Consider the following 13,456-nt stretch of genomic DNA (forward strand, 5'->3'; position numbering starts at 1 on the left):
TGCCACGCCGCACAAGCAGCCCGTGCAACGGAGCAACGGCATGATCGAGAACAGTCCCGTCAACCTGATCGACGGCAGCAACCGCCATCAGCAGCGCGATGCGCTGAACGCCATGCACGCCGATCGCAAGCGGGTGTTCGTCGACCAGCTGAAATGGAATGTGCCGGTCATCGACGGCCGGTTCGAGGTCGATGATTTCGACAACGAGCACGCCGTCTATCTGGTGGCGCAGGAACCGCGCACCGGCGCGCACCTCGGTTCGGTCCGGCTGCTGCCCACCACCCGCCGCCACCTGCTCGGCGATGTCTTCGCCATGCTCATCGATGGCGAGGTGCCGCGCGGCCCCGATGTGATGGAGATCACCCGCCTCTGCACCGCGCCGACGCTCGCGGACTGGGAAGCCCACAATGCTGTGCGCGAACGGCTGGCCACCGCGCTCATCGAATATGCGCTGACCGTCGGCATCACGCGCTATACCATGATGACCCACACCGCCTACCTGTCGCAGCTGCTGGCCACCGGCTGGGACGTCGAACCGCTCGGCCTGCCCAAGGAGGTCGGCGGCCAGTCGCTCGGCGCGCTTCAGGTCAATGTCAACGCCGCGACGCTCCGCCGCTTCCGGCAGAAGTTCAACATTTCCTCCCCCGTGCTCCGCCTCGACCAATCCAGCCTGGCGGCGTGAAAGGAACGGGATCGAGATAGGGTCGGGTGGTTTCATGCGGCGATTTCCGACCCTGCGCCGTATGAAGCCTGCCCAGCCCTCGGGCGCTCCGAACTGACCAGCATGCCCAGAACAACGGCCCTCCCCGTGGTTCCCCGGCAGGTCAGGACGGAGCGCCCAACCTTTTCCCCGGCCCGGCCCAACCGCAATCCCTGACCCCCAAAGCCTCGCACGTGTCCGCGCTGCCCCTCCTGTCCGCCCTCGCCCTGCTGCCGGCCCTTCTCCTCAACGAACTGCTCTGGCTCACCGCCATCGCCGTCCTGCTGTCGGGGCTCGATGATCTCGCCGTCGATCTGGTCTGGCTGTCACGACGGCTCTGGCGCCGCCTGCCCCTGCCGCCCGCCGCCCCGCTGCGCCACGCCATCTTCGTCCCCGCCTGGGATGAAGCCGCGGTGATCGGCGCCATGCTCGGCAGTCTCTCCGCCACGCTCGACCATCCGGACTGGCGGCTGTTCGTCGGCTGCTACCCCAATGATCCGGCAACCCGCGCCGCCATCGCCGGCGTCGCCGACCCGCGCATCAGCTGCATCATGTGCCGCCGGCCCGGCCCCACCACCAAGGCGGATTGCCTGAACCATCTGTGGCGCGCCATGCGGGCCGTCGAAACCGCCGAGCAGCGCCGTTTCGACTGCATCGTCCTGCACGACGCGGAGGATGTCATCCACCCGGCGGAGCTCCGGACCTTCGACGCCGCGCTCGCCACCGGCCTCGCCATGGTACAGCTGCCGGTCGAGCCGCTGCCGGACGCCACCGCCCGCTGGATTGGCGGCCATTATCTCGACGAGTTCGCCGAGGCGCACGCCAAGGAGCTGCCGGTGCGCGGCGCGCTCGGGGCGCCCGTTCCCAGCGCGGGCGTCGCCACCGCGATCCGCCGCGACGTGCTGGACCGGATCGCCAGCGCCCCGGACGCCCCGTTCGACCAGGACAGCCTGACCGAGGATTATGAACTCGGCCACCGCCTGCACCGCGCCGGCCACCGCGCCGCGCTGGTCCGCGTCCGCGTCGCCGGCGCGCTGGTGTCGACACGGGAATATTTCCCGGCGACGCTCGATGCCGCGCTGCGCCAGAAAAGCCGCTGGCTGCTCGGCATCGCCCTGACCGGCTGGGATCGCCTCGGCTGGCGCGGCGGCGTCGCGGCACGCTGGATGCTGCTGCGCGACCGCAAGTCGCTCTACACCGCCGTGGTCGGCATGCTCGCCTATGGCCTCGCCATCATCCTGCTGCTCCAGGCGCCCCTGGCAGCGCTGCTTGGCCATGATGCCCTGATCGCGCAGCTGTCGCCGGCGCTGCATGCGCTGCTCGCCATCAACACCGCGCTCCTCGGCTGGCGGCTGCTGGTGCGCGCCGCCTTCGCCACGCACGCCGCCGGCTGGCGCGAAGGGCTGCGCTCGGTCCCGCGCGCGGTGGTTGGCAACGCCATCAACGCGCTCGCCGCACTGCGCGCCGTGCAGCGCTATCGCACGCTGCGTGCCAGCGGCGAGACGGCGCGCTGGGACAAGACCATCCATCGCTTTCCGGGGGTATCATGAGCGGCGGCGCGCTCCGGGTCTATCAGTTCCTCACCGTCGCGCTGATCGGCTGGGGCATCGGCCGCCTGCCCGCACTGTGGCAGGAAGCACAGGCCGACGCTCAGGTCGCCGCGTCCCCGCCGCCAAGGGCAATCGCCCCGCCCCGCCCCGCGCCGCCATCGGCGCCGGCCCCCACCCTCAGCGAAGCCCAGGCCAGCGCGCTTGCCAGCCAGGTCGCCGCCGGCGTCGCGGCGCAGGTCGCCAGCGCCACCATCGCCCGCCTGGTGGCGGCCGGCTGGGGCCCGCCGCTGCCCCCCTCGCGCCGCCCGGCAATGCAGGTCGCCGACACTGCCGCCACCGGCTGGACCCTGCCCCCCCGCCCTGCCCGCCCCGCAGGCACTGGCTAGTGTCCCACCATCGCCCGCCGCGCCGCCGGAGCCATCGAAAGCCGCGCCGAACCCGGCCTTCGCCCGCGCCACCACCGGTTATGCCGCGCTGAAACAGGGCGATCGCCGCGCCGCCGCCGAGGCGCTGGCGGAGGCCGTCCGGCTCGATCCTGAAGCCCCCCAGGCCAGGGACTGGGCGCGGGACCTCCGCCAGCTCACCCGGCGCTGGCACGGCGAGGCCTTCGTGCAGTTCCGCGAAGGCGTGAACGAAGGGCTTGCCGCCTCCCCCGTCCTCGGCGGCGGCCAGACCGGCGCCGCCCTGTCCTTCACCCCCGACCCACTCGCCAGCGCGCCCTTCCGCATCGTCGCGCGCTACAGCGCGGCCCACAATGCCAAGGGCAGCATCGATCCCGCCACCGCGGAGGCGGCACTCGGCCTGCGCTGGCAGATCGACCCGCGCCTCGCCATCGACATCGAGCGCCGCTTCGCCATCGGCGTGCTCGGCCGTTCCACTTGGGCGGCGCGCATCTCCGGTGGACTCAGCGGCAGCTATCGCCTGTTCGGCCGAAACGCCACCTGGGACAGCTATGCCGAGGCCGGCGCGCTCGGCATCACGCGCGTCAGCAGCTATGCCGGCATCCAGGGCCGAACCGGCGTCCCGCTGCTCGATCTGCGCTCGCTCAGCCTTGACGCCGGCATCGGCGCCTGGGCCTCAGGCCAGCAGATCTATGGGCTGGGAAACATCGGTCGCATCGACCTCGGCCCCAGCCTCCGGCTCGGCAGCCGCAGCTTTCCCATCAGCGGCCAACTCGACTATCGCTGGCGCGCCGTGGGCAATGTCTTCCCGGGAAGCGGCCCGGTGTTCACGGTCACCGGGCGCTTTTGATCCAACGCTTTTGGGTGGCTCAGCAGCGTCGGGCGCTGTTGCCGATCGCCGCGCCGGCGATCGCACCGACGCCCGCGGCGATCGCCGTCTCACCCACATTGCCGCCCACGGCCGCACCGGTCACCGCACCACCGACCGCACCGGCCACCGCCGCCCGGTCGCGCGAACGCTTTTTCGCCGCAAGGCACTGGTCATAGGTCGCATAGCGCGTATCGCCATACCAATAGCCGCGATCCCCGCGCTCGGCATAGCGTCCGCCATCGGTCGCACAGGCGCCCAGCAGCAGCAGGGCGGGGGCCAACATCAATGCACGCATCACAATCTCCTCTTCAGGCAACACCGCCGTCCAACGCACCACAGCGCGTCCGGTTCAATCCTACGCGCCGAGCAAGCGCATCGAGGCCCGGACGGAGAGGGCAAAACATGCCGAGGGTTAACGCGACGGGAACAGAAAACGCTTGTCAGTGGAGGAAAGATGTGATAACCAATCTGGTATTCCCTGATCCTTGTCGTTCGGCGTACTCTTCGGTCCCGAACAGCAAACCACCCCGCGCGATCCGCCAAATAGCTCTGTTTCCGCTAACCCCTTGATTCAGGCTGTCACTTTTTGCGACAAACCTTCCAGATTTCCTACCCGCAACAAACCAACAGCCCCCGTCACTCCGGGCTCGACCCGAGGCCCCGTCACCCCGGGCTCGACCCGGGGCCCATTCGACACTCAGCCCACACTATCGGCTCAACTGCCAAAGCCCCTCCCCCGCCTGCGGGGGAGGTGTCAGGCAAAGCCTGACGGAGGGGGCCAGCGCGTCCCCACCAACCCCGAACCACCGCCCCTGCGCGGCCAAGCCGCGCGAACTCGGGCAGTAGTCGAGGCAGAGAAATCGAAAAAACAAAAGAAAGAAAGAAGAAGCGCGGCAAAGCCGCGCTGTCGGACGTGTCGGTTGGCCAAGGCCAACCGCACGCCGGCCAGGCTTGCGCGAGTCTGGAAATAGCGGACTACGCGCCGCTATTTTCAGCCGCGCTGCGCCTTCGGATGACTCCCTCGATACACATCCAGCAAATGCGCCGCATCCACCGCCGTATAAATCTGCGTCGAGCGTAAACTCGCATGCCCCAGCAGTTCCTGGATCGAGCGCAGGTCGGCGCCTCTTGCCAGCAGATGCGTGGCGAAACTGTGCCGCAGCGCATGCGGCGTCGCGCTGTCCGGCAACCCCAGCGCCACTCGCGCGCCCCGCATCGATCGCCGCAGTACATCGGCTTGCAGCGCCCCGCCCTTCGCCCCCCGGAACAGCGGCAGGTCACGCCCCATCGGCCAGGGGCACAGCCGCAGATAGTCGGCGATGGCGTCGCGCACCACCGGCAACAGCACCACCATCCGCACCTTGCCGCGCTTGCCCGTCACCGCCAGCGTCTCACCCAGTGGCAGCACCGCCGCCGTCAACCCCATCGCCTCGCCGATCCGCAGCCCGGCGCCATAAAGCAGCAGCAGCGCCGCCGTATCCCGCGCCGCCAACCAGGGCTCGTCCTGCGCCTCGCCCGCCGCGTCCGCCACCGCCCGAGCATCCGCCGGGCTGACCGGCCGCGGCAACCCGCGCGGCACCTTCGGCGCCCGCACGCCCGCCACCGCCACCGCCGGCAGCCCATGCCGCCGCTCCGCCCAGGCGAACCAGGTGCGCAGCGCCGACAGCAGCCGCGCCGCCGACACGTTGCGCAACCCCTCCCCTCGCCGCGCCGACAGGAACGCCCGCACATCCGCCGACGTCAGGTCATGCCAACTCCCTTCGTCCAGCGGCACGCCGCGATGATGCGCCACGAAATCCAGAAACCGCCGGCCAGTGTCGGCATAGGCCCGCAGCGTGTGCACAGACAGCCGCCGCTCGTCCCGCAGGCTGTCCAGCCATCCCGCCAGCAGCGCTTCGCCCGTCACCAGGCCATCACCCGATGCTCTGCCCCGTCTTCGCCCAGTCCGCCATGAACGCCGCCAGGCCGCGATCCGTCAGCGGATGGTTGGCCAGCGCTCGCAGCACGGCCGGCGGCACCGTCACCACATCGGCCCCGATCTTCGCCGCCTCCAGCACATGCACCGGGTGCCGCACGCTCGCCACCAGGATCTCCGTCCGATAGTCATAATTGTCATAGATCAACCGGATATCGTCGATCAGCCGCATGCCGTCGAAGCCGACATCGTCGTGCCGCCCCACGAACGGGCTGATGAACGCCGCCCCCGCCTTCGCCGCCAGCAACGCCTGCGGCGCCGAAAAGCACAGCGTCACATTCACCATCACGCCCTCGTCGCTCAGCGCCTTGCACGCCTTCAACCCGTCCCAGGTCAACGGCAGCTTGATGGCGATGTTCGGCCCGATCGCCCGCAGCACATCGGCTTCCTTCAGCATGGCCGCCGTCTCCGTCGCCACCACCTCGGCACTCACCGGTCCCGGCACGATGCCGGCGATTTCGCGCACCACCTCCAGGAAGTTGCGGCCGGATTTCTGGATCAGGCTGGGGTTGGTCGTCACCCCGTTCACCATGCCGGTCGCCGCCAGATCGGCGATCTCGGCCACATCGGCGGTATCGACAAAGAATTTCATGGGCACGGACTCCAACCAAAGTTGAGCCTCTCTCCCCCAGCCTCTACATCCGGTCAATGTCCCGCGTGCACGTCCTGCTGCTGCAACATGGCGTCACCGCCTTCGACTACAGCGTGCCGGCCGGCATGGCCCTGCAACCCGGCGACGTCGTCATGGTCCCCCTCGGCCCGCGCCGCGTCATGGGCGTCGTGTGGGACGACGACACCACCGCTCCCCCCGTCAACCCCGCCAAACTCAAACCGGTCATCGCCCGGCTCGACATCGCCCCGCTCGATGCACCGCTGCGCCGCCTGATCGACTGGGTCGCCGACTATTACATCGCGTCGCCGTCCGCGGTGCTGCGCATGGCCATGCCCTCGCTCTCCGCCCTCGAACCGCCGCGCCGCGTGCCGCACTGGCGCTTCGTGCCCGGCCAGCCCCCCCGTACCGCCCGACGCGCCGAGGTGCTGGAACGCCTCACCGACCTCGACGAACCCGGGGCCCTCCCCCTCGCCGAGTGGGCACGCCTCGCCGACACCACGCCCGCCATGCTGCGCACGCTGGCCGCGGCGGGCCATTTCGACACCATCGCTGCCGCCGAACCCGCGCCACCCCTGCCCCGCCCCCACCACGCGCCCCCCACCCTGTCGCCGGCGCAGACCGCCGCCGCCGCTCGGCTGCGCGCCGCCGTCACCGCCCGAACCTTCGCCCCCCTGCTGCTCCACGGCGTCACCGGCAGCGGCAAGACCGAAGTCTATTTCGAAGCCATCGCCGCCACCCTCTTTCCGGATGGAAAAGGACCGCCTGGTGACTCCAGGCGAGCCGAGGACAACGAGGCTTCAGCGCAAAGCTCCTCCCCCGCTTGTGGGGGAGGTGTCAGCGAAGCTGACGGCGGGGGAAAAGGCCAAACCCTCGTCCTCCTGCCGGAAATCGCCCTGACCCAACCCTGGATCACCCGCTTCACCGCCCGCTTCGGCGTGCCGCCCACCGTCTGGCACAGCAGCCTGAAACCCGCCGCCCGCCGCGCCGCCTGGCGCGCCGCCACCACCGGTGCGGCAAAGGTCATCGTCGGCGCCCGCTCCGCGCTCTTCCTGCCGCTCCCCAACCTCCGCCTGATCATCGTCGACGAAGCCCATGACAGCGCCTTCAAACAGGAAGAAGGCGTGCAATATCATGCCCGCGACACGGCCGTGATGCGCGCGCAGTTCGCCGGGATTCCCATCATCCTCTCCACCGCCACCCCGGCACTGGAAACGCGCGAACAGGTCGCCCGCGGCCGCTACCAGGAAATCACCCTCCCCGCCCGCTTCGGCGGCGCGCAGCTCCCCGCCATCACCATGATCGACCTGCGCCGCACGCCACCCCCCCGCGGCCGCTGGATCGCGCCACCGCTGTTCGCCGCGCTCACCGAAACCCTCAACCGTGGCGAGCAGGCCCTGCTCTTCCTCAACCGCCGCGGCTACGCCCCCCTCACCCTCTGCCGCGCCTGTGGCGAGCGCATCAACTGCCCGAACTGCACCGCCTGGATGGTCGAACACCGGCTGACCCGCCGCCTGCTCTGCCACCATTGCGGCCACCAGTCCCCCGTGCCGCCTGCCTGCCCCAGCTGCGGCGTGGAACACAGCCTCGTCCCCTGCGGTCCCGGCGTCGAGCGCCTGGCCGAGGAGGTCGCCGCCAGCTTCCCCGCCGCCCGCACCGCGCTCGTCACCTCCGACAGCGTGCGCGGCGCCGACGATGCCGCCGCGCTCGTCACCGCCGTGCAGAATCGCGAGCTCGACCTGCTCATCGGCACGCAGATGATCACCAAGGGTTATGATTTCCCCGGCCTGACGCTGGTGGGCGTGATCGACGCCGACCTCGGCCTTTCCGGCGGCGACCTGCGCGCCGCCGAGCGCAGCTTTCAGCAGATTGCCCAGGTCTCCGGTCGCGCCGGCCGCGGCGAAACCGCCGGCCGCGTCTTCGTCCAGACCCACATGCCCGAAGCGCCCGTCATGACCGCCATCGCCGCCAGCGATGCCGAGGGCTTCTACGCCGCCGAACGCGACGCCCGCCTGCGCCACCACATGCCCCCCTTCGGCCGCCTCGCCGCGCTGGTCATCAGCAGCGAGGACGAAGCCGCTGCAACCGACGCCGCCCGCGCCATCGGCGCCACGGCCCCGGCCGCCACCGGTTTCGAGGTGTGGGGCCCCGCCCCCGCGCCGCTCGCCATGCTGCGCGGCCGCCACCGCCACCGGCTGCTGATCCACGCCCGTCGCAGCGCCCCGCTCCAGGATTACATCCGCCGCTGGCTGGCGCCCCTGCGCCTGCCGGCCAGCGTCCGCGTCACCATCGATGTCGATCCGCACTCTTTCCTGTAAGCCCTGCTCATGCAGCTGATTCTTGTCCGACACGGCCAACCCATGGACATGGCCGACCCGAAAACCGGCAACCCACCGCTCACCGAACTCGGCCACGCCCAGGCCCAGGCCACCGCCGCGCGCCTGGCCAACGAAGCGATCGCGGCGCTCGTCGCCAGCAGCCTGCAACGCGCCCGTCAGACCGCCGCCCCGCTCGCCGCCGCGCTGAACCTCCCCCTCGCCACCGAACACCGCATCGGGGAGATCGACCGCGACGGCGGCCGCTACCAGCGCATCGAGGCGATCCGTGACGAAGGCCGGGAGGCCTGGCACGCTTTCCTCGCCGACCCGGTCGGCTATTTCGGTGGCGACGGCAAAATCTTCCTGTCGGACACGCTCGACGGCTGGCATGCCATCATCGAGACCATGCTCGCCAATCCGGCCGAACGTCGCGCCACCGTCGCCTTCAGCCACGGCTTCCCGATCAACATCCTGCTGAACCACGCCCTCGGGCTGGATGGCAAGTTTCGCTTCGCCCCCGCCTATGGCTCGATCACCCGCCTCATCGTCCTTGGATGGGACCGCCTTTCAGTCCTCAGCCTCAACGAAACCGCGCACTTTCCCTCAGTGTAGCGGCCAGCGCGCCACCGCCTCATAATGGCTGCCACCGCTTCCCATGAAACTTTCGTAAAGCACCAATTCGTCCGCCCGCCATGCCACCGCCGGCACCGCCCGTGCCAGCACCGGCGCCATCGCCGCCTCCGCCGGCCCCCGCCCGCCGAACCGCGCGATCGTCACATGCGGCACGAACGCCCGCGCCTCCGGCATCGCCTGCGCCGCCCGCACCGCCTGCGTCACCTTCGCCGACAGCAGCGCCAACCCCGCCTTCGGCCCGACCCCTGCGAACAGCGTATGCACCCGCCCCCGGTGAGCGAACAGGCCCAACGGCCCCAGCCGCAGATCGAGCGCGCCACCGCGCACGTCCGCCAGCCCTTCCGCCACGGCATTGCCCAGCCGCCGATCCACCTCGCCGATGAAACACAGCGTCAGGTGCAGCTGCTCCACCGACTGCCAGCGCGCGTCGGGCACATCCTCCATCAGATCGACCAAGACATCCGCCACCGGCTCCGGCACCGGCAGGCCCACGAAGAGCCGATGCATCAGCGCGGCAGCGCCTTGCGCACGCTCGGCAGGATGCCCCGCACCATGACGCCCACACCCTTCGCATTCGGATGCATCCCGTCGGCCAGTTGCAGGCCCGGCTGTCCCGCCACTCCCTGCATGAAGAAAGGATAGAGCGGTACCCCATGCTTCTTCGCCAGCGTCGGATACATGCCCTCGAACGCCCGGCGATAGGCGGCGTCCAGGTTGCGGCTCGCCAGCATGCCCACCAGCAGCACCGGAATGCCCGCCTTGCGGAAACCACCGATCATCGCATCCAGATTGGCCTGCGCCGTCGCCACCGGCTGGCCGCGCAACATGTCATTCGCCCCCAGCGCCAGGATCACCAGGTCGGGCTTCCGCTTCAGCCCCCGGAGCACCCAGTCCACCCGCGCCCGCCCGGCGGTGGTGGTATCACCGCTGACCCCGGCGTTGTGCACCGTCACCGCCCGCCCTTCCTTGCGCAGCGCCGCCTGCAACTGCGCCGGAAAACTCTCAGCCGGTTTCAGCTGATAGCCGGCGGTCAGGCTGTCTCCAAACGCCAGCACCAGCGCCTCGGCCCGCGCCGCCCCGCTGAAAAACAACAGCATCCCCGCAATCAGCAGGTGCAAAACGGCAACCCCGCGCCCATATCGCGCCGCAGCATCACGCAAACCCACTGGACTCTCCATGCTTCACGCCCCCGATATGGTGATCGACGCGCGCAATGTCACGCTCAGCCTGGGGAGCGGCGAGGCCCGGGTCGACATCCTGCGCGGGGTCGATGTCGCGGTGCGAAAGGGCGAGCGGGTCGCGCTGCTCGGCCCCTCGGGCAGCGGCAAATCATCGCTGATGGCGGTTCTTGCCGGTCTCGAAAGCGCCAGTGGCGGCGAGGTCGTCGTCGCCGGACAATCCCTGCGCGGCCTCAGCGAGGATGCGCTGGCCGAAGCCCGCCGCGGCCGAATCAGCGTCGTCCTCCAGGCCTTCCATCTCATTCCCACCATGACCGCGCTGGAAAATGTCGCTGTCCCGCTTGAACTCGCCGGCCACGCCGACCCCTTCGCCGCCGCCGCATCCGAACTGACCGCCGTCGGCCTCGGCCACCGCCTGCACCATTATCCCACGCAACTCTCCGGCGGCGAACAGCAACGCGTGGCCATCGCGCGCGCCCTCGGCCCGCGCCCGGCGCTCCTGTTCGCCGACGAACCCACCGGCAACCTCGATGCCGCCACCGGCGATACCATCGTCGAGCTGCTGTTCGGCTGTCTCGCCGAAACCGGCGCGACCCTCATCCTCATCACGCACGATCGCGACCTCGCCGCCCGCTGCGACCGGATCATCACCATGCGCGATGGGCTGATCGCCAGCGACACGCTGACCGACCCGGTCGCGGCATGACCCTGGCCTGGAACCTCGCCCGGCGCGAAATGCGCGGCGGCCTCGGCGGGCTGCGCCTGCTCGCGGTCTGCCTTTTCCTCGGCGTGCTCGCGCTCGCCGGCGTCGGCAGCCTCAGCTCCAGCATCATCGGCGGCCTGTCTTCACAGGGCCAGACCATCCTCGGCGGCGACCTCGAAGTCCGCCTCACCCAGCGGGAGGCCACGCCCGCCGAACGCGCCGCGATCCGCCAGCTCGGCCAGACCGCGGACGTGATCCGCATGCGCGCCATGGTGCGCACCATCTCGGCCAAGGAACTGCTCGGCGAACTGAAAGCCGTGGACGGCAATTGGCCACTCTACGGCACCGCCTCGCTGCGGGGCAGCGCTCCCTCCAACGCCACGGTCCAGACCGCCCTCTCAAAGGGGGCCGTCATCGGCGAGGGGCTGGCCGACCAGCTCGGCCTGAAGGTCGGCGACACCATCGCGCTTGGCGAAGCCCGCTTTCCCGTCACCGGCATCCTGGACGCCGAACCCGATCGCGCCGGCGAAGGCTTCACCCTCGGGCCGACGGTGCTCATCCGCACCGATGCCCTCGCCCGCACCGGCCTGCTGCAACCCGGCAGCCTTTACCGCGCCCACATCCGGGTAAAAATGCCCGCCAACGCCGACGTCGCCGCCGCCACCGAACGGCTGAAGGCGCAGTTTCCCGACGCCGGCTGGCGCATCGCCGACCGCAGCGACGGCGCCCCCGGCGTGCGCCGCTTTGTCGAACGCTTGGGCCAGTTCCTCAGCCTGGTCAGCCTGACCGCCTTGGCCGTCGCCGGCGTCGGCGTCGGCAACGGCGTCGCCAGCTACCTCGACCGCAAATCCACCACCATCGCCACATTGAAAACCATGGGCGCCTCCAGCAAACTCATCGTGCGCAGCTACCTGCTTCAGATCGGCAGCGTCGCCTTGGTCGCCGCCGCAGCCGGCGCCCTGGTCGGCGCCTTCATCCCGCAGCTAGTCGTCGCGCTCGCCGGCGATGCCCTCCCCGTGCCGCCGGCGCTCGGCTTCTACCCGCTGCCGCTGCTCGCCGCGATCGGTTTCGGGCTGCTCGTTGCCCTTGCCTTTGCCCTGCCGCCGCTCGCCCGCGCCGGCGCGCTTCCTGCCGCCCGCCTGTTCCGCGGCGGCGTCGAGCAATGGCCCTGGCCCAGCCGGCGCACCCTCGCGCTCGCCTTCGCCGCCGCGGCGCTCGTCTGCGCGCTCGCCATCGCGCAATCGTCGGAGCCGCTGTTCGCCGCCGGCTTCCTCGCCGCCGCCGCCGCGCTCCTCCTGCTGCTGTGGGCGCTTGCCTGGGCCATCCGCCGCGCGGCTGCCGCCCTGCCCCGCCCGCGCGGCGTGCTCGCCCGCCTGGCGCTCGCCAACCTGCACCGCCCCGGCAGCATGACGCGGCAGCTCGTCGTCGCGCTCGGCCTCGGTCTCACCCTGTTCGCCACACTGGCGCTCATCGAAACCAGTTTCCGCGGCGAGATCGCCCGCACCGTGCCGGCAAAAGCCCCCGGCTATTTTGTTCTTGACCTGCCCAAGGAAGACGAGGCCGCCTTCCGCGCCAAGGTCAACGGCATCGCGCCCGGTGCCGACCTGCGCATGGTGCCCTCGCTCCGCGGCCCGGTCACCGCCGTCAATGGCACGCCGGTCAGCGAGATGAAGAACATCCCCGAAGGCGCCTGGATCCTGCGCGGCGACCGCGGCCTGACCTTCAGCGCCGATATCCCGCCGGGCAACAGCGTGGTCGCCGGCCGCTGGTGGTCCCCTGGCTACGCCGGCCCGCCCCTCGTCAGCCTGGATGCCGAGGCCGCCGCGCAACTCGGCCTGAAGGTCGGCGACAGCATCACGGTCAGCGTGCTCGGTACCGAGATCACCGCCACCATCGCCAACCTCCGCCGCATCGACTGGGACAGCCTCGGCTTCAACTTCGTCCTGGTGTTCGACCCCAACACCCTGGCACCCGCCCCCTTCACCTGGATGGCGACCGTCAGCCCGGAGGCGTCGCAGGACGCCGGCTTCACCCGCGCCATCAGCGCCGCCTTCCCCACCAGTTCGGTCGTGAAGGTGAAGGATGTGCTCGGCCAGGTCAGCACGCTGCTCACCCAGATGGGCACCGCGATCCGCGCCGCCGCCAGCGTCGCCATCCTTGCCGGCATCGCGGTTCTCATCGGCGCGCTCGCGGCACAGGCCCGCGCCCGCATCTATGACAGCGTCATCCTGAAACTGCTTGGTGCCACGGGCGGCCAGATCCTGCGCTCGGCGCTGCTCGAATATGCCGCCCTCGGCCTCATCGTCGCCGGTCTCGCCCTCGGCCTCGGCACGCTCGCCGGCTGGTTCACGGTCACCAGGGTGCTGCAATTCACCTGGCAGCCCGATTGGGGAGTCGCGCTCCTCACCGTCTTCGCCGGCGCCGCTGTTACGCTGCTGTTCGGCATGGCGGGCGCCGCCCGCGCGCTGGGCGCCAAGGTCAATGGCGTCCTGCGGGAATTGTAGGGACGTCGACGCG

The 13,456-nt window shown here is 70.4% G+C and carries 13 protein-coding genes; 8 read left to right on the plus strand and 5 right to left on the minus strand.

From position 1 onward, the window contains the following. The first annotated feature begins 40 nt into the window (after nt 1-40). From H3309_RS10725 to H3309_RS10740, 4 genes are all read left to right on the plus strand, one after another. Nucleotides 41-682: an acyl-homoserine-lactone synthase gene (locus tag H3309_RS10725; RefSeq protein ID WP_182294712.1), complete on the plus strand. Its 642-nt coding sequence runs from the start codon at nt 41-43 to the stop codon at nt 680-682. A 212-nt stretch (nt 683-894) separates the two neighbouring features. Then, nucleotides 895-2,250, plus strand: coding sequence for a glycosyl transferase family protein (locus tag H3309_RS10730; RefSeq protein ID WP_243453694.1), 1,356 nt, complete (start codon nt 895-897; stop codon nt 2,248-2,250). Next, entirely contained in the window at nt 2,247-2,636 is a 390-nt protein-coding gene (locus H3309_RS10735) for a hypothetical protein (RefSeq protein WP_182294713.1), read from the plus strand. Before H3309_RS10730 ends, H3309_RS10735 begins: the two co-directional genes overlap by 4 nt. 223 nt (nt 2,637-2,859) lie before the next feature. Continuing rightward, nucleotides 2,860-3,501 carry a hypothetical protein gene (locus H3309_RS10740; protein ID WP_182294714.1) on the plus strand — a complete coding sequence of 214 codons (642 nt, stop codon included), beginning with the start codon at nt 2,860-2,862 and terminating at the stop codon, nt 3,499-3,501. Between the two features lie 19 nt (nt 3,502-3,520). Here H3309_RS10740 and H3309_RS10745 read toward each other — a convergent pair whose 3' ends face one another. The 3 genes from H3309_RS10745 to fsa form a co-directional block, all read right to left on the minus strand. Continuing rightward, nucleotides 3,521-3,817: a glycine zipper 2TM domain-containing protein gene (locus tag H3309_RS10745; RefSeq protein WP_182294715.1), complete on the minus strand. Its 297-nt coding sequence runs from the start codon at nt 3,815-3,817 to the stop codon at nt 3,521-3,523. Between the two features lie 696 nt (nt 3,818-4,513). Then, nucleotides 4,514-5,428 (minus strand): tyrosine-type recombinase/integrase, encoded by a 915-nt coding sequence (locus H3309_RS10750; protein ID WP_243453695.1) that lies wholly within the window; start codon nt 5,426-5,428, stop codon nt 4,514-4,516. Between the two features lie 7 nt (nt 5,429-5,435). Next, nucleotides 5,436-6,089 carry a fructose-6-phosphate aldolase gene (gene fsa, locus H3309_RS10755; RefSeq protein WP_182294716.1) on the minus strand — a complete coding sequence of 218 codons (654 nt, stop codon included), beginning with the start codon at nt 6,087-6,089 and terminating at the stop codon, nt 5,436-5,438. Between the two features lie 56 nt (nt 6,090-6,145). On the opposite strand from fsa, the gene priA reads away from it, so the two are divergent. Next, nucleotides 6,146-8,425, plus strand: coding sequence for a replication restart helicase PriA (priA, locus tag H3309_RS10760; protein ID WP_182294717.1), 2,280 nt, complete (start codon nt 6,146-6,148; stop codon nt 8,423-8,425). A 9-nt stretch (nt 8,426-8,434) separates the two neighbouring features. Continuing rightward, nucleotides 8,435-9,037, plus strand: coding sequence for a histidine phosphatase family protein (locus H3309_RS10765; protein ID WP_182294718.1), 603 nt, complete (start codon nt 8,435-8,437; stop codon nt 9,035-9,037). Here H3309_RS10765 and thpR read toward each other — a convergent pair. Continuing rightward, entirely contained in the window at nt 9,029-9,565 is a 537-nt protein-coding gene (gene thpR / locus H3309_RS10770; protein ID WP_182294719.1) for an RNA 2',3'-cyclic phosphodiesterase, read from the minus strand. The genes H3309_RS10765 and thpR overlap by 9 nt on opposite strands. After that, the gene (locus H3309_RS10775; protein ID WP_317983319.1) at nt 9,565-10,176 is read right to left on the minus strand and encodes an arylesterase; all 612 of its coding nucleotides are present in this window, start codon (nt 10,174-10,176) and stop codon (nt 9,565-9,567) included. Before H3309_RS10775 ends, thpR begins: the two co-directional genes overlap by 1 nt. A 58-nt stretch (nt 10,177-10,234) precedes the next feature. On the opposite strand from H3309_RS10775, the gene H3309_RS10780 reads away from it, so the two are divergent. Both H3309_RS10780 and H3309_RS10785 read left to right on the plus strand, forming a co-directional pair. Then, complete coding sequence (locus H3309_RS10780; RefSeq protein WP_243453696.1) at nt 10,235-10,942, plus strand: ABC transporter ATP-binding protein; 708 nt, start codon at nt 10,235-10,237, stop codon at nt 10,940-10,942. After that, entirely contained in the window at nt 10,939-13,443 is a 2,505-nt protein-coding gene (locus tag H3309_RS10785) for an ABC transporter permease (protein WP_182294721.1), read from the plus strand. The genes H3309_RS10780 and H3309_RS10785 overlap by 4 nt, the downstream gene beginning before the upstream one ends. Nucleotides 13,444-13,456 lie beyond the last annotated feature (13 nt).

The sequence above is a fragment of the Sandaracinobacteroides saxicola genome (assembly GCF_014117445.1).
GTDB lineage: Bacteria > Pseudomonadota > Alphaproteobacteria > Sphingomonadales > Sphingomonadaceae > Sandaracinobacteroides_A > Sandaracinobacteroides_A saxicola.

Bases quoted from the DNA above. Each gene is read 5' to 3' on its own strand.
- priA (WP_182294717.1), top strand. From the start codon at position 6,146: ATGTCCCGCGTGCACGTCCTGCTGCTGCAACATGGCGTCACCGCCTTC.
- H3309_RS10725 (WP_182294712.1), top strand. From the start codon at position 41: ATGATCGAGAACAGTCCCGTCAACCTGATCGACGGCAGCAACCGCCAT.
- thpR (WP_182294719.1), bottom strand. From the start codon at position 9,565: ATGCATCGGCTCTTCGTGGGCCTGCCGGTGCCGGAGCCGGTGGCGGAT.
- H3309_RS10785 (WP_182294721.1), top strand. From the start codon at position 10,939: ATGACCCTGGCCTGGAACCTCGCCCGGCGCGAAATGCGCGGCGGCCTC.
- H3309_RS10735 (WP_182294713.1), top strand. From the start codon at position 2,247: ATGAGCGGCGGCGCGCTCCGGGTCTATCAGTTCCTCACCGTCGCGCTG.
- H3309_RS10765 (WP_182294718.1), top strand. From the start codon at position 8,435: ATGCAGCTGATTCTTGTCCGACACGGCCAACCCATGGACATGGCCGAC.
- H3309_RS10745 (WP_182294715.1), bottom strand. From the start codon at position 3,817: ATGCGTGCATTGATGTTGGCCCCCGCCCTGCTGCTGCTGGGCGCCTGT.
- fsa (WP_182294716.1), bottom strand. From the start codon at position 6,089: ATGAAATTCTTTGTCGATACCGCCGATGTGGCCGAGATCGCCGATCTG.
- H3309_RS10780 (WP_243453696.1), top strand. From the start codon at position 10,235: ATGCTTCACGCCCCCGATATGGTGATCGACGCGCGCAATGTCACGCTC.